Genomic DNA, 16,544 nt, shown 5'->3' with positions numbered 1-16,544 from the left:
GTGTTTCCTTGCGTGGCCTCGCCCGTTGCCGCCCAAACTGCTGACATCTACTTGCCGATGAGCTTTTGAGAGAAGATCGATGCCAGATCGCGAATACCGTTGCTGGTAAGCGAATCCTCGTGCCAGCCATCGATATCGACGACCATGGTGTCTGCCGCGACGGCCTCGCCCCAGCCAAACAACAACTTGCGAGCCCGGGGATGGTTGGCGCGGCTGCGCAACAGGATCACGCTGGGGTCCCTGACTTGTGCCGGTTTGTAGCGGCGTGCGGCTATCACCAGTAATTTGGTGACAGCGTCGTTGGCCTGCTCCTCAGGGGAATATTCACCTGCCTTGACGCCAAACAGCCTCAGAAGAGCGAGAGAGATTTCGAACTCCTTGAGATAGTCGATCAGCCGAATGCGTCCCAGCAGCAGTTTCTTGGTGAAATAGGCAAGACGCTTGCTCCGCCGCTCCCGACCCCAACGTTTCTGCTCCCGTTTCGGCAGCGACGCGAAATAGCCCGGCGCCCATGCATCGATCATTGCGGTAAAGCCGACCTCGATGCCCTTTTCGCGTAACTGCCGGCTTACCTCCATCGCAACGATGCCGTTGACGCAGAGGCCGACGATCGCAACGGGCCCGGCGCTCGCATCGATTTGCATGGTGTCTATCGCATGGCGTGCGATATCTTCGATCGGGAGATCGGCCAGGCCGCTTTCGAGATCCGCATGAAACATGTTGACGTTGTGGACCGATACCGTAGCTGGCAATTCGTTGGCCAAACGGTAATAGAGAAACGGATGGTTGAGCGTATAAACCGCCGCCGTTCCGGTACCCTGCTTGCAGGTGACTAACTCCCACGGGTTCGCGGCTTCTTCGCGGGACGCCTGCGCTTCCCCACGGTCGAAGATCGCTGCAGCAAAGCCAGCAAACGTCGGCTTTTTGAATAGAAGTTCCAGTGTCGCCGGAGCATTGAACGTAGTTCGGACTGCCGAAAGAAGCCGTAGCGCCAGAAGCGAATGACCGCCGAGCGCGAAGAAATCATCTTCCGGTCGTATCTGCTGAACTTGTAGGATGTCTCTCCAGAGAGCAGCAAGCGTTTCCATTTGTGTATCGGTTGACGGGCTGCTTGCGGTGGAGCCGCCGACCGACGCATCCTTGACGTGGGTCGCTGTTTGCCGCTCAGGCGCAATGAGCGAAGAAAGCGGCGCCTCTGGGTGTTCGAGAGCAATTTCATAAGCTTGCCGCCACAACTGTAAGAGGCTTTCTATCGTCTCGACCTCGAAGAGATCGGCATTGTATTCGATCGACATGCGCCAGCCGGTCGGTCGGCCGATCATGATGAAACTGAGATCGTAGATGACGCCGGGCGATTGCGAGGCCGAGCTGATCAGCTCGAAGCCGCCATAGCGACGATCCTCCAGAAACGCTTTCTGCAGATTGAAATTCACAGAGATCAGCGGATTGCGGGCGGGATCACGAACGGGGTTGATCAGCTCGACCAGCTTGTTGAACGGCATACGCTGATGGTTCAAAACCCCTTCGACCGTTTCGCTGACCGCGTGGATATGCTCGGCGAAGGAAACATCGGAAGCAAAATCGAAACGCAGCACCAGATTGTTGATGAAGACGCCGATCAGATCTTCCAGATCACTGTGCTCGCGGCCGGCGACCTGCGAGCCGAACAGGACGGTCGGGGCCAGCGTCAGGCGATGGAGGACGGCGCTGACGATGGCCGCGCCGTAACTGTACTGCGAAACACGGTGTGCGCGGGCGGCGGCATCCATGCGCTCGCTGAAGGCGAGAGGCTGGGCGATCGACAGGATATTGCCGTGACTGGTCTTGACGGCGCCGCGCGGGCGATCGGGAGCGACCTCGAAATAGGGCGCATCCTTCAGCGTCTCTCGCCAGAACGTTTTTTCCGTCTCGAAGCCGTAGCCTTGCAGGTACTCCTGCTGCCAGAGCGCGTAGTCGCCATACTGCAACGGCAGCTCGGGCAATACCGGCTGCCTGCCGGCATCAATCGCCGCGGCGATTTCACCAACCTCCCGCCCGAGGACGCGGATCGACCAGCCGTCGAAGCAGCTCTGATGAGCTGTTATGAGCAAGACACCGCGCTCGTTTTCGGCCATCAGCAAGGTGACGCGAAACAAGCCGGGCGTGCTCAGGTCGAACGGGGCTTGCGCCGTCTCCTCGCCGATCGACAGGATTCTTGCCTGGCGCTGCTCGGGCGCCATGCCTCGAAGATCGATCACCGACATCTTGAAATTGATCTCGCTGACTGCCTGCTGGAAGGGATGGCCATTCCGTTCGACGAAGCGAGTTCTGAGAATCTCATGGCGCTGAACCACCTTGCGGAAAGCCGCCTCGAGGGTTGACGCCTTGAAGGCGCCGCGGATTTCCCAGCGAACCGCGACATTGAGTGCGGGATTGCCCGGGCTGAGCTGGTCGATAATCCAGCAACGCAATTGCGTCTGCGTGCACGGAAACTCGCCGATGATTTGCGGTTCGGTACGCGAACCGTCGGGGCTGTTGTCAAAGATGCTCATAGTGCTGTCCCCAGGCCGCGGCGTGCGCCGTTACGAAAATCTCGCAAGGATGGAACGTGGAGCTGAATAGGATCGGGTGAAGCCTCTTCCAAGCTGCCGGCAAAGGCCGCCAGCGCCGCAATCGATGGATGGCGAAGCAAGTGCTTTGCCTCCAGCGGCAGGCCATCGTCGCGCATCCGGGCAGCGATGCGGAAGATGGTAAGTGAATCGGCGCCCAGTGCGTAGAGATTGTCGTCGACACCGATGTCGCCGAGATCGAGCACATCTTGCCAGATCGTCAGCAGCCGCTCTTCCATCTCGGTTTTTGGCGGGGCCTTGGTCTGGGCCACTTCACGCTGCGGCACCCCACGTTGTTGCAGCGTCTTGCGGTCGAGCTTGCCGTTGGCGGTATGAGGCAGCTCGCTTTCCATCACCCAGAAGGCCGGAACCATATGAGCCGGGAGGCTGGACTGAGCATGGGCGGCGATATCGGCGGAGGAGATATCCTTGCCGTTGGCGGCCGGCACGATGTAGCAGACGAGCGAGCGGTCACCTTTCTGGTTTTCGGCCAGGACGACGGCGCATTGACGCACGCCTTCCGCTTTCGCGACGACGGCTTCTATATCGCCGAGTTCGATGCGGAAGCCACGCAGCTTGATCTGCTGGTCGCGCCGGCCAAGCAACTGTAAGGATCCATCGGCAAGACGCCGGCCGACATCACCGGTCTTATAGAGACGCTTCGGCTTGCCGACGGTAAAGCAATGCGGGACGAAGGCCTTTTCGGTAAGATCAAGGCGATCGAAATATCCTTCCGCCAATCCATCGCCGCCGATATGCAGCTCGCCGATGACGCCGATCGGCGCAACACTGTTGCTCCGATCGAGAATGTAGAGTTGCGTATTGGCAATCGGGTGGCCAATGGTGATCGGCTGATCGGCATCCGTGATGCGCTGCAACGATGACCAGATCGTCGTTTCCGTCGGGCCATACATGTTCCACAGCTGGCCTCCGATCGCCAACAGCGATCTCGCCAACTCCCGCGGCAAGGGTTCCCCGCCGCAGAGCATTTTCAGCGTCTTCCGCTCCTTGAGACCGGCCTCCACCAGCATCTGCCAAAGCGTTGGCGTCGCCTGCAAGACCGTGGCGTCGTGCTCCTCGATGAGCTTCACAAGTGCGAAACCGTCCTGAACCTGGTTGCGGTCGGCGATGACGACCTTTCCGCCCGATATCAGCGGCAGGTAGAGCTCCAACCCGGCAATGTCGAAGGAGATCGTCGTCACCGCAACGAGCGTGTCTTCGGCGCTGAAGCCGGGTTCCTTTGCCATGGAAAGAAGGAAGTTGGTGAGCGCCCGGTGAGAGACCTCGACCCCCTTCGGCATGCCGGTGGAGCCGGAGGTGAAGATGACGTAGGCCGGACCCGACGTGTCGAAGGATAAGGTCTTCAAGGGCGCGCCGGTCATCGAGCCGATCGCCTTGGCATCCTTGTCAAGGCGGATGACGGGGGTGTTGGCAGCGACCAGTCGAGCCATGTCGTCGCTGTCGCAAATCAGGCCCCCGATGCGGGCGACATCCAGCGTCTGACGCAGGCGCGCCTCGGGATGGGCCGGGTCCATCGGCACATAGACATGCCCTGCCTTCATGACGGCGAGAAGGGCGACGATCATATTTAGCGACCGTTCGACCAGAAGCGCGACACGTCGGCCGGGCTCGGGAATTGCCATCTGCAGGTAAAGGGCGAGCTGGTTCGAGCGGGCCTCGAGTTCTCCGTAAGTCATTGCCTGGCCAGCATGTTGAACGGCGACGGCATTCGGGCTCTCGGCGGCCCTTCTGGCGAAGAGCGAGAACATGAACTGATCGTGGTCGTAGGGCACTGCCGTATGGTTGAGGTCATCGATCAACCAGGATTGCTCCTGTGCCGACAGCAACGGCAGCTCGCAGATCTTCCGATCCATGTCCTTTGCCAGAGCCGCAGCCAGCGTCGAAAAATGGCCGATCCATCGTTCAACCGTGGTGCGGTCGAAAACGTCGCCATTGTAATCGACATCGATACGAATGTGATCAGCAGCCTCGATCATGTTGAAGAACAGGTCGAAGTTGGAGAACGCCTTGGCATTCGGCTCCATCGTTGGCTTGAGGTTGCCGAAGGCCGATCCACCGGCGATGCGCTCCAGATTGAACTGGATTTCGGTGAGGGGCAGGCGCCGCGAGTCGCGTTTTACGTTCAGCCGGCGCACCAGCGTGCCGTAGGTGTAGTCCTGATGCTCGAAGGCCTGAAAAACCAGCTGCTGCGTTGCCTTCAGATGGGCCAGGAAGGGCTCTGCCTGTGCCACTGCCTGACGCAGCGGCAGAAGATTGACGCAATGGCCGACAAGGATCTGCCCGTCGAGCAGGCTCTGACCGGCCGAGGGGATCGCGATCACGATATCGTCCTGACCGGACAGACGCGTGATCATCACCTGCAGCGTGGCGAGCAGCGTGGAAAACAGCGTCGCCCCGGATTTCGCGCCTCTCTTCTTCAGAGCCTTGTAGACATCGGCGTCGATGTAGCCCGTGCAGGTTCCACCGGCGAAACTCCGATATTCCGGCCGAGGCCGGTCGAGCGGCAGGTCAGGCAAGTCCGGAACCGTCTTGAACTGATCGAGCCAGAATTGTTCGGTGACCTGTGATTTCTCCGGTCTGGGGGCGAGGTCCGTCGAGTAGGTGGCGAAGGACAAAGCCGGTTGGAACTGCGGCGCGGTGCCCGCCTGGTAGGCGCCATAGGCGGTCGAGAGTTCATCGACGAAAGTGTTGATCGACCAGCCGTCGCAGATGATGTGATGGGCGGTGAAGACCAGCACATGCTTATCGGCCGCAAGCTTGACGATGCAGGCGCGCGCCAGCGGTCCGTTGATCAGATCGAAGGGTGTATGAGCCTCATCATCGAGGATCTGAGCGAGGCCTGCCTGGTCGACACCATCTAAAGACGGCAGATCGAGCTTGAAACCAGGGATGAACTGAAAGCGCTCGCCGCTCCGATCGAAGCGGATGTGAAGCGCATCATGGCGCGCAACGACCGTGTCGAAGGCCTTGCGGAATGCGTTCTCATCGAAAGCCCCTTCCAGCGTCAATGAGAAGGACTCATTGAACGAACAGGATGCCTCATCGCCTGCCTGGGCCGCCAGCCAGATCTCCGTTTGCGCCTCCGTCAGCGGCGCGGATTGAGGTGGCGAGACGGGTGCCGGGACCGCAGCCCGGATCTGCTCCGGAGGGGCGATGTGATCTTGGATGGGCGTGAAGATCCCGACTGCTTGCATGGCATCGAGACTGTCGCGGAAAGCCTTGGCAATCGCGCGGAAATCTTCCTCGCTATGCGCCGTTGTCAGGAAGCAGGGATAGCCGTCCTGGATGTGGACGCCATTGAGGCGCATCTGGGCATAAAAGAGCGCCCCGAGCGCATCCTGGCTGGAGAAGTCGGTCGCGAACCAGCTCTTGTAACCATGAACGACATCGGCAATGCCGCGCCGGGCAAGATCGGCCCTGATCTCTGCCACCAAGGCTTCCGTCCGCTCGACGACCCGACCGTAAAGGGCTGATCCTTCGCCCTTGATGTGATGCAGGACGGCGTGGGCGGCTGCGAGCGTCAATGGATGACGCACGAAGGTGCCGGCGAAGAAGGTCGGAGCGGTCATGGGGACGGACTCGTCGCCATAAGCCCAGTAGCCTCCATCGAGCGCATCCATGAAGCGTGGGCTTCCGACCAGCACGCCGATCGGCATTCCGCCGCCGACAACCTTGCCATAGGTCGCCATGTCGCCCTTGATCCCCCAGATCTTCTGCATGCCGCCGGGATCGACGCGGAAGCCGGTGACGACTTCATCGAAGACCAGGGCGAATTCGGATTTGGTGGCGATATCGCGCAGCTCGAGGACGAATTCCCGCGGCTGCAATTCCGGATGGCGGCTCTGGATCGGTTCGATGATGACGGCGGCAATCTCGTCGGCATTGGCGCGGATGAAATCGAGGCTTTCCGGCGCGCCATAGCGCAGCACTGTCATATTGGAGACGGACGCCATCGGGATGCCGGAGGCGACCGGCAAGGCAATCGGCTTGTCGGAGCGGTTGCGGCCCTTGACCAGCACTTCGTCGAACTGGCCGTGATAATCGTTGGCAAAGACCACGACACGGTCCCGGCCGGTGACGGCGCGGGCAAGCCGCATGGCAGCCATGACAGCCTCCGAGCCGGTATTGCAGAAGGTGACGCGCTCATGGCCCGTGACCTCGGCGATCATCTTCGCCACCTCGCCGGCCAGCGGCGTCTGTGGGCCGATGGCAAAGCCGCGGTCAGCCTGATCCTTGATGGCATCGATCACGAAATCGGGCGCGTGACCGAAGGCCGTCTGCCCGAAGCCGTTGACCAGATCGACATATTTGTTGCCGTCGACGTCCCAGATGTAAGCGCCTTTCGAATGCTCGCAGACGATCGGGAACACCATTTCCTTCCAGTCCGCCCGGAAGCCCGAAGCCGAGCGTGGATCGGCCAGGTGGCTGCGATGTTCCTGCGTGAAGGTCTTCGACTTGGCGTTCTTGGCTTCATAGGCCGCCGTCAGGTCGGCAATGAAGGCCTGTTTGGTCGCGGAGATCTCCGGTGCCAGGCTCTTTGCGTTCGGGCGATACAGCTTGATGCGTTCGGTGCCGAATTCGCTTTCGACGGTAACGGCAGGGACGCGCTCGGCAGCTGCGGGTGCCGGCATCGGTGCGGGCGGTGCCGCCTGTGGGCTTACGGCTACCGGCTCGGGCACGGAGGCGGCAACGGGTTGAGAATTGCCCTGCATGGATTGCAGCATCAGCAATTGTTGTGCGAACAGGGACTGCGCCATCTGGAGCTGCGACTGCATTACCGTGGCAAGATCCGACCCAGCGCCCGGCATCGCCTGTATTGGAGCGGCGGCAATCGCCGTTGGCATCGGCAGTTGTGCAGGCATTGGTGCAGCCGATGCCGGTGCAACTGCGACAGGTGTCGCGACCATCGGTGGCTCGGGCACCTTTACCGCGTCCGGTGGCATCTGCTCGTCAAGATAGAGCGCCAGATCCGCGACCGAGGGTATCGCGCTGAGCAACTCCCGGAAAGAAACTTTGATCTTGTAGTCTTTCTCGATTCGTTGCGCGAATTGTCCGACGAAGAGTGAATCGAAGCCGAGCTCCAGGAATGTCACCGCCCGCTCATCCGGACCGAGCGTCTCTCCCGACATGTCGCTGAGCAGGGTCAAGAGGCTGGTTTCCAATGTGAGAACGCGGTGGGAAGCGGAGATTGGTGCTGCGACATTCATTGATTTGTTCTCCTCGGCGAGGTTGACGTCTGAGGCGACGGGGATGGTGATGGTGGGATTGCCTGGCATGGCGCTGATCTGCTGTGCCGACGCCCGTCGTGCCGATGCGGGGGCGTCGATCCAATGGCGCTGGCGTTGGAAAGGATAGGTTGGCAAGACCAGTCGCTGTTTGGCGGCGATCGGGAGAGCTGGCCAGACGAGCGAACAACCCGCCATCCAGAGCTTGCCATGTGCTTCGGCGAGCGTTTCGGCCGCAGCGGAAGCGCGGTCGTGTTCAGGCAGTGATTGCACCACCGCCGCCAGATCGTCACGCGCGATTGTCTGCGCGGCAAAGACGGAAAGCGTGCGCCCCGGGCCAACTTCAAGAAGGATTGGCTTGCGGTCACGGCATAGCGTCGCCAGACCATCGGCGAAGCGGACAGTGTCGCGGCAATGCATGGCCCAGTAGTCGGGCGAGGTTCCTAGTTCCCCTGTCTGCCAGTCGCCGGTGACGCAGGAGATGAAGGGCATGGTGGCAGTGCCATAGGTAACCTTCTCCGTTTCCTGACGCAGTGCCTCGGCGGCGTCGTTCATCATCGCGGAATGGAAGGCATGCGATGTGTGCAGGCGGCTGAAGGCGATATTGGCGGATTCGAGTTCGCCGCAAACCCTATCGATATCGGCAAACGGCCCCGAGATGACGCAGAGTTTCGGCGCGTTGATTGCGGCGATTTCGACTTCGCCCCGCAAGTATGAGCTGGTCGTTTCGACATCCGCGCGAACCGAAACCATGGCTCCCTGCGGCTGATGCTGCATCAGGCGCCCACGATTGGCGACCAGCCGCAAGCCGTCTTCGAACGAGATGACGTTGGCAAGCGTGGCGGCAACAAATTCGCCGACGCTATGGCCGATCATGGCATAGGGCTTCACGCCACGACTGAGCCACAGCCGTGCCAGCGCATATTCGACAAGATAGAGGCAGGGTTGGGCGATGCGCGTCTCGCGCTGCTCATCGGTGATCGCCTGGGTTACCGGCCCGGTATGGCAGATGTAGTCGCGCAGATCGAGCCCGAGCGTCATCTTCAGAAGCTCGGCGCCACGATCGATCCAGCGGGTGAATTCGGGTTCCGACCTATAAAGGCCAGCGCCCATGCCGACATATTGTGCGCCTTGCCCTGGAAACATAAACGCGACGGGCGGTTCGTCCGCTGCAATGAAAGACTGATAGTTCTCCGTTGTCAGCCGACCGATGGCGTCTTCGACACTGCTGGCAGAGATAGCGAGGCGATGGCTGAACTCGCGGCGCCCTTCCTGAAGCGTATGGGCAAGCTGCATCACGGAAATTTTCGGGTTCTTGGCGAGATGATCGCCAAGAGCGGCCCGCATCGTCGCGAGGGCGGGCTTGCTGCGCGCCGAGAGCGGCAGAATATATCGTCTTCCAAGCTCTTCGGCTTGAAGGCGCCTGCGCGGCGGCTCTTCTAGGACAACATGGACATTCGTGCCGCCCACGCCGAAAGAGCTGACGCCGGCCCGCCGGGGACCTTGCCCCTGTGGCCAGTCGATCATTGCTGTCGGGATGTAGAAGGGGCTGTGGTCGAGATCGATGTGCGGATTGGGTTGCTTGTAGTTGGCCATCGGCGGGATCTTGGCGGAGCCCAGCACCAGCGCCGCCTTGATCAGGCCGGTGACGCCAGCGGCGGCGTCCATGTGTCCGATATTGCCCTTGATCGAGCCAAGTGCACAACTTGCGGCCGTCGGCGGATTCTGTGCAAAAGCCCTCTTCAGCCCGTTGAACTCGATGGGGTCGCCAAGCGGTGTCGCAGTGCCGTGACATTCGACATAGCCGATTGTCGACGGCTCCACGGCGGCATTGGCGAGTGCTGCGGCGATTGCCTCGGCCTGCCCCTCGGCGCTCGGCGCGACGAAGCCGACCTTGTCGCTGCCGTCATTGTTGATGCCATAGCCGCGAATGACCGCATAGATATGGTCGCCGTCGCGCAGTGCATCTTCCTGACGCTTCAAAAGAACGACGCCGGCGCCGCTTGCAAACACCGTTCCGGCAGCGTTCGCGTCGAAAGGTCGGCATGTTCCATCCGGAGAGGCCATGCCGCCATCCTGGTACATATAGCCTCGCCTTTGCGGAATGGTGATCGACACCCCACCGGCCAGCGCCATGTCACAGTTATAGGTGAGCAGATTCTGGCAGGCCTGCGACACGGCCAGAAGCGAGGTCGAGCAAGCCGATTGTACCGTGAAAGCAGGGCCGCGAAGATCGAGCTTATAGGCGACGCGCGTTGCCAGCGTATCATTGAGAGCGCCAACAAGCTCATGGAAGCAGCCGATCTGGTAATTGGAGGTGAATTCCTCCGCCTTGGCGCGGTCACGCAGAACATTGTTGATGAGGTAAGTCGGCATGGAGCATCCGGCAAAGACGCCGATCATGCCGTTGTAGCGCTGCGCATCGTATCCGCCGCTTTCAAGCGCTTCCCAGCAGATTTCCAGGAAGACCCGATGTTGCGGATCGGTCACCGCCGCCTCCCGCGGAAACATGCCGAAGAACTCCGCATCGAACATCCCGACATCCGGAAGATGAGGTCTTGCCGCAACATAGTTCGGCTGCGACCGCTCTTCGTCCGTGAAGGCGTCTTCGATCTCGTCCGGCGAAAAACGCGAAAAGACGTCCCGCCCTTCGCAAACCAATTGCCATAGCTCGTCCACCGAAGGCGCGCCGGGGAAGCGACCGGACATGCCGATAATGGCTATGTGCCCGGAACCCTGCCCGGCCAGATCCTCACTATCCAAGAAATCAGGCTCTTCGCCCTGGCCATGGTGACTTGCCTTCATGAGGAGCTCCTGCGGAATTGGGATATTGCCTTTTGCTGAAGTGCAGCGCGCTGAGCGGCCGCCGCTGCTCGTATCGGGTCCGGAGCCTTACCGTCGAGGTGACGCGCCAATTCCCGGATCGTCGGATGGCGGAACAGCGCGACCACGTCGATGGGATGGTCGAGCTCCGTTTCCAGGCCGGCGTGGATCTCCATCAACTGAAGGGAGGTTCCGCCGAGATCGAAGAAGTTCCTGTCGATTTCAACTGAGCCGAGGCCCAATGCGTCCTGCCACAGCGTTGTCAGCAGCTCTTCCGTCCGGCTTTTGGCAATTGCGCCCATGGGCGTCGCGATGGGTTCAATTGCCGGCGGAGTAAGCTTGGAGCGATCGACCTTGCCGGCGGGCGTCAATGGCAAAGCATCGACGATCACGGCGGCGCTCGGGATCATATAGGCCGGAAGTACCGCGCGCAGCGCCGCCATGACGCTCGGCCCCAGATCGGGACCCGCGCCCGCGCGATCCTCTTTCGGGCACAGATAGGCGACGATCCGTTTCAGATTTGGACCCTGCTCATGACAAAGAACAATGCCGTCGGCAAGACGCGGATCGCGTCTCAGCGCCGCCTCGATCTCATCCAGTTCGATGCGCTTGCCATTGATCTTGACTTGACGGTCGCGGCGACCCTTGAAGGCAACCGTGCCGTCGGCCTGCAGGAAGGCGATGTCACCGGTCAGATAGTAGCGGGTCCTGCCGTTTTTCGTGTCGATCGTCACGAACTTCTCGGCCGTCAATTCGGGCCGCTTGAAATAGCCGATCGCCAGGCCGTCGCCCGATATCGCCAATTGACCTTCGATTCCCCGGCCAACCTCGCGCAATTCCTCGTTGAGGACGGCGATACCGGTATGCGCGATCGCCTTGCCGATCGGCAGTTCCTTGTCGGAGAAGTTCGGAAGCACCTGGAACGCGGTCGCAAAGACGGTCGTCTCCGTCGGGCCATAGGCATTGGTGAGCTTGCAACCGGGATGACGCTCAAGAAAGCGCCGGGCATGAACCGCCGATCCGACGTCGCCGCCGAACAGAACATGGCGAAGCTTCGGCAGAGGTCCGCGGGCGTGATCGGCGAACACGTTGAACAGCCCGGTCGTCAGGAAGGTGATGCTGACACCGGTCGTCCGCATGAAATCGCACAGCCGGGCGACGGAGAGGCTGGTGTCCGGCATGATTGCCAAGGCGGAGCCGTTGAGCAGGGCTCCCCAGATTTCGAAGGTCGAGGCGTCGAAGGCGATGGTGGCGGTGTGAAGAACGACGTCTTCAGGCCGAAAGTCGACATAGGTCTGATCGAGCACGACCCGCGCAATGCTGCGGTGGGAGATCATGGTGCCTTTCGGCCTGCCGGTCGAACCGGACGTGTACATGACATAGGCGAGATCGTCGCCGCCGACCTTGACGGCTGGGGCGGGAGCATGGGCTCGATTTGCCATCTCCGCGATGATGGCGCCGGCCTCGATAACCCTTGCGGCCATGCTGGGAACCGAGCCGAGCGTTTCGCCATGGGCTGCATCGGCAAAAATGACCTTCGGCTGACATTCGCCGATGACATGGTCGAGATGCTCGATTGGAAAGGCGGGATCGAGAGGCAGGTAGGCGCCGCCGGCCTTGAGAATGGCCAGCTTGCAGATGATGGCGTTGAGGCTGCGTGGAAGGAACAGGCCAACGATATCTGCCTTCCGGACGCCGAGCTTTATAAGATACGTCGCAAGCGCGTCGGAAAGCCGATCGAGGTCGCGGTAGCTCACCGTGGTGTCGCCGAAAACCAGGGCCGTTGCCTGTGGCGCGGCCTCTGCCTGGGCGTGCACCATGTCGTGAAGGCAGCGGTTGCGATCGTAATGCATACTTGCAGCACCAACTGCATTTTTAAGAGACTCGCGATCGATCATTGCTACCCTCCGGGTTGTCTTGCGGCCGGCGCTGGCACGACATGCGTGCCTCATCGCCATCCGCAGAATTTCACGCTGCCGGAAAATCACCAGTTGATCATTGGGATGACCATTGCCACCCACAAAAGTCTTAAGCCTTAGGTGATGTAGCCATTTCGTCGAAAGAGATCGAAGGAGCAGTTGCAACCTGACCGAAAGCATTATGGACGGCGCCGGCAAGAGGAACGCACCGATTTCTGGCAGGGATGTGGAGGTTGCCGCGGCGTGGAGCGCACGCGGGCCAGGAGACGGTTTGGGGAGGGATATTGTTGCGGCGACAGCTACTTGAACTGGTAGGCCCTGACATAGTCGACGAACATGAAGGAAGGATCGGAGGCGACCATCCGCGTCACTCCCTCGACAATGCCGAGATCGACGAGAATATACATGGGCTGGCGATGTTCCGGCAGAACCTTGGTTTTCCAGACCAGCGCGCCGTCGAAATACATGCGAATGAAGTCGGAATCGATCTTCACCCCATAGCTGTGCATTTCCGAGGGGCTTGCCGCCCCAAAGACCTTGATGCGGGCATAATCGGAATCGTGTCGGCCGTCCTTGTGCCAGACGTGAACGGTCGATGAGTAAGCGCCCGGCTTGTCGCCATAATATTCGATGACATCGATTTCGGCGGTGGATTTCGATCGGTCCTTGCCGATCAACCAGAAGGCTGGCCACACACCCGGGCCGTCGGGCAAGCGGGCACGCATTTCGAAATAGCCATATTGCTGAGAAAAGCCATTGCCCTTGCTATCGACGGAGGCAAGCAGGCCCGAGCGCCAGACGCCCTTGCCATCACGCGCCGCGGTAATGCGCAACATGCCGTCTTCGACCGTGAAGGGAAAGTCGCCGTTCGGATCGGAGAAGCGCGCGCCGCCAAAGTCGCCGTTCCAGGGCGTATGAGCAATCCAGCGAGTGCCCGGCCCCCAAGCGGAAACGCTCAGGTTGTCGAAATTGTCCTCGAATGTCAGCGCCATAGCGCCAAGGTCGAGCCCATCTCCGGTATCACTGGCATGTGCGGCCGGAATACCTGCGATTGCGGCAAATGCCGCTACGAGCCCGGCGCGGAGAAATGTGCGGCGGTCGTTCGAGCATGGCCAGATATGTCTGCGCGAGGTGTGATCCATGTTGCCAGCATGAACGGCGCAGCTCGTCCGGCATAGAACGTTTTTCGGCTAGCGCGTCCACCAAAAGGCTTAGGCATGGCGGAAATACAGCAGCATACCGGCATGATAGCTTGTGGCAACAATGAGGCAGGAACTCGGGGATACAACCTATGAATTTAATGGGACTGGTGACATTGATCGTTGGCATTGCGATGCTGGCCGCACCTGTGCGGTGGTCGTTCGTTGTCATGATACTGTCGACGATCTTCGGCGCAGCCGCGGCCTTCAGCGTGCCCGGCCTCGGCGGCGCATCGGTTCTGGTGCCGAGCCTCTTTCTGTTATTTTTCACGGCACGGTTGTTCATGGCGCATGGAGAAGGGCCGTTCCTTGCCGCCCTGGCACCCCCGCGTCCGGGCTTCCTCCTACTGCTTCTGACCGCCTTTGGCCTGGCAACGGCCATTTTCTTTCCGCGCCTGTTTCAGGGCGTGACGCAGACTATGTCGGTCGAGCGGTCAATCGGCGCACGTAATCTCATTGCGCTGGTGCCGCTGAAATTCTCGTCGAACAATATTACCCAATCCGTCTATGCGGTGGGGGGCCTCATCTGCTTCGCCGCGACCTTTGCCTTCTTCCGAAGCAACGGCACCCCTGGAATCCTGATCAACGGCATTTTGGTTGTGGCGAGTGTCAACCTCGGCTTCGCGCTTGCCGATATCGTCACCCATTTCACCCACACCGATTTTCTTCTCGGCTTCGTCCGAACGGCCAATTACGCTCTGTTGACCGGCGCCGAGAAGGGTGGCCTCAAGCGGATTTCAGGGACGTTTCCCGAAGCTTCCGCCTTTGCAGACTTCACGCTTGTTCTCTTTGCTATGACAACCAGCCTGTGGCTGAGCGGTATCCGCTCCACCACGACAGGCATTGTCGCCGGGCTATTGCTTGCAGCGCTGATCCTTTCGACGTCGGCGACAGCACTGGTTGGGCTCGCTGTCTTGCTGCCGATCCTTTGTCTGCAATCCTTTCTGGCTTCTCGTCGCGAACCGGGCGCGGGGCGACCTGTCATGATTGTGTCGATTCTGGCGGCGATGCCGCTCGTCGTATTTTTCGTCTTGATCGTCATGCCTGATCTTGCTCACAACCTGCATGATTTTCTCGACGAGATGCTCTTCTCGAAGGCCGACAGCCAGTCCGGGCGCGAACGCTTTATGTGGAACGCCATGGCCTACCAGGCATTCCTCGACACGAGTGGCTTCGGCGCCGGCCTCGGCAGCGCCCGGGCGTCGAGTTTCGGCCTCGTGCTCCTATCCAATGTCGGGGTCATCGGCACACTGATGTTTGCAAGCTTCGTCGCCATGCTGATGGCAGCCGACACGCGATCCAGACATTTGCCGTCCCGTAAGGTTTCCGCAGTTGTGCGCGCGGCCAAAGCCGGGCTCATTACCGTCCTGATTTCGGCGGCAACCTCCGGCACGGTCTATGATCTGGGATTGATGTTCTACATCCTTGCAGGCGGCATTTCCGCCCTGACAGCGACAGCAAGCCAGATGAGTATCGCGCGCAAGCCGCAGTTCGGTATTGTCGGAGAACTGCAATGAAGATTGTCGTCTTCAACGTCAAATACAGCGAAAATCTGGGCGACGGGCTTCTGGCGCAATGCGTCGAGACCGCGTTGAGGAACAGGGCGGACCATATAGAAGTCGAGACCGTCGATCTTGCGGGGCGACAGGATTTCGGGACAGGCCGCGGCGGGCAACGCCGATATGCGCTCAAGCTGCTACAGCGGCTACCTGTCTTCGCGCGGCAACGGTTGGTTCGCTTCATGCTGGAGCGGAAGTTGCGCAAACTCCATGACCAGTGGGACGCCAAGATTGCGGCGGCGGATGCGGTGGTGATCGGCGGCGGTAACCTGTTCCAGGATGACGATCTCAATTTCCCATTGAAAGTCGGCCAGGTCCTTGACTGCGTCTGTCGCCACAATCGGCCACTGGCGATCTACGCAGTGGGCGTCAGCGAGCGCTGGTCGAAGAAAGCGTATGATCTCTTCGCTCGACTGAAGCAGGCTCCGCTCGTCCATCTTTCCGTGCGTGACGGCTTCGCCCAAGATAATTGGCGCGAGCATTTTCCTGAAGGGCCAGCCGCCAAGATTGTTCGCGATCCGGGATTGTTGGTCCAGGCATTTTCCGGCCATGAACGTCGCATGCCATCGCAAGGGCTCCAACCGACGGTCGGCCTCTGCGTGACGGATCCTATGATCCTGCAGCGACACGCCAGCCGGAACATGTCGAAAATCCCATTCTGCAATATTGGAGATTATCGGGATCTGATCGGACTACTTCTTGATGATGGTTATCGGGTGATCCTGTTCTGTAACGGCGCCAAAGAAGATCAAGTCTTTGCCGAACAGATTCGGAATTCAGTCTCGATGCATCGAGTCATTGCAGCCGGAATGTTGGATCTCGCTGAACGCCCGCGGATTCCAGATGATTTGGTCCGGATACTTCATTCGACCGACGTTATTCTGGCACACAGGCTGCATGCTTGTATCGCCGCCTATGCTCTGAGGATTCCGCATGTAGGACTGGGCTGGGACGGGAAGGTCGAAGGCTTCTTCAATTCGGTGGGGCGAGAGGCATATTTCGTCGGCAACGCAGCATTGTCCCCCCCTCATATCGCTTGGTTGTTGAAAGCCGCGGAGTCCGAGGGAATCGAATCGAATCGTCATCGTACCACTGTGGCCGAAGCCGAGGCCGGAATCATGAATATGCGCCGACATCTGATCGGGGATGACTTGCAGGCCATGCACAAAGTATAATCAAGGAAGCCACATGTAATACTTTAATGTGAGTT

General features: G+C 60.1%; 6 protein-coding genes. 2 read left to right on the top strand and 4 right to left on the bottom strand.

Annotated elements, in window-relative coordinates:
* Positions 1-47 precede the first annotated feature (47 nt).
* From FHT29_RS28435 to FHT29_RS28420, 4 genes are all read right to left on the bottom strand, one after another.
* Positions 48-2,531, bottom strand: a complete 2,484-nt coding sequence (locus tag FHT29_RS28435; RefSeq protein WP_168598043.1) for a condensation domain-containing protein — start codon at positions 2,529-2,531, stop codon at positions 48-50.
* Positions 2,528-10,639 carry a non-ribosomal peptide synthetase/type I polyketide synthase gene (locus FHT29_RS28430; RefSeq protein WP_168600667.1) on the bottom strand — a complete coding sequence of 2,704 codons (8,112 nt, stop codon included), beginning with the start codon at positions 10,637-10,639 and terminating at the stop codon, positions 2,528-2,530. The genes FHT29_RS28435 and FHT29_RS28430 overlap by 4 nt, the downstream gene beginning before the upstream one ends.
* Entirely contained in the window at positions 10,636-12,555 is a 1,920-nt protein-coding gene (locus tag FHT29_RS28425; protein WP_168600666.1) for a non-ribosomal peptide synthetase, read from the bottom strand. The genes FHT29_RS28430 and FHT29_RS28425 overlap by 4 nt, the downstream gene beginning before the upstream one ends.
* A 320-nt stretch (positions 12,556-12,875) precedes the next feature.
* Complete coding sequence (locus tag FHT29_RS28420; RefSeq protein ID WP_047639068.1) at positions 12,876-13,718, bottom strand: glycoside hydrolase family 16 protein; 843 nt, start codon at positions 13,716-13,718, stop codon at positions 12,876-12,878.
* A gap of 149 nt (positions 13,719-13,867) precedes the next feature.
* Between FHT29_RS28420 and FHT29_RS28415 the strand changes: the two genes are divergently transcribed.
* Together FHT29_RS28415 and FHT29_RS28410 are read left to right on the top strand one after the other, a co-directional pair.
* On the top strand, positions 13,868-15,292 hold the full coding sequence (locus FHT29_RS28415) for an O-antigen ligase family protein (RefSeq protein ID WP_168600665.1): 1,425 nt from the start codon (positions 13,868-13,870) through the stop codon (positions 15,290-15,292).
* A complete protein-coding gene (locus FHT29_RS28410; protein ID WP_168600664.1) occupies positions 15,289-16,509 on the top strand; it encodes a polysaccharide pyruvyl transferase family protein in 1,221 nt (406 codons plus the stop codon). Before FHT29_RS28415 ends, FHT29_RS28410 begins: the two co-directional genes overlap by 4 nt.
* Positions 16,510-16,544: the final 35 nt, after the last annotated feature.

Source organism: Rhizobium sp. SG741 (assembly GCF_012275435.1).
In the GTDB taxonomy this organism is placed as follows: domain Bacteria; phylum Pseudomonadota; class Alphaproteobacteria; order Rhizobiales; family Rhizobiaceae; genus Rhizobium; species Rhizobium lusitanum.
Note: the sequence above shows the minus strand (reverse complement) of the source record. Positions and strands in the feature narration are given on the sequence as shown.

Excerpts from the sequence above, each read along its gene's own strand:
- FHT29_RS28420 (WP_047639068.1), bottom strand. The coding sequence starts at position 13,718 with ATGGATCACACCTCGCGCAGACATATCTGGCCATGCTCGAACGACCGC.
- FHT29_RS28430 (WP_168600667.1), bottom strand. The coding sequence starts at position 10,639 with ATGAAGGCAAGTCACCATGGCCAGGGCGAAGAGCCTGATTTCTTGGAT.
- FHT29_RS28410 (WP_168600664.1), top strand. The coding sequence starts at position 15,289 with ATGAAGATTGTCGTCTTCAACGTCAAATACAGCGAAAATCTGGGCGAC.
- FHT29_RS28415 (WP_168600665.1), top strand. The coding sequence starts at position 13,868 with ATGAATTTAATGGGACTGGTGACATTGATCGTTGGCATTGCGATGCTG.
- FHT29_RS28425 (WP_168600666.1), bottom strand. The coding sequence starts at position 12,555 with ATGATCGATCGCGAGTCTCTTAAAAATGCAGTTGGTGCTGCAAGTATG.
- FHT29_RS28435 (WP_168598043.1), bottom strand. The coding sequence starts at position 2,531 with ATGAGCATCTTTGACAACAGCCCCGACGGTTCGCGTACCGAACCGCAA.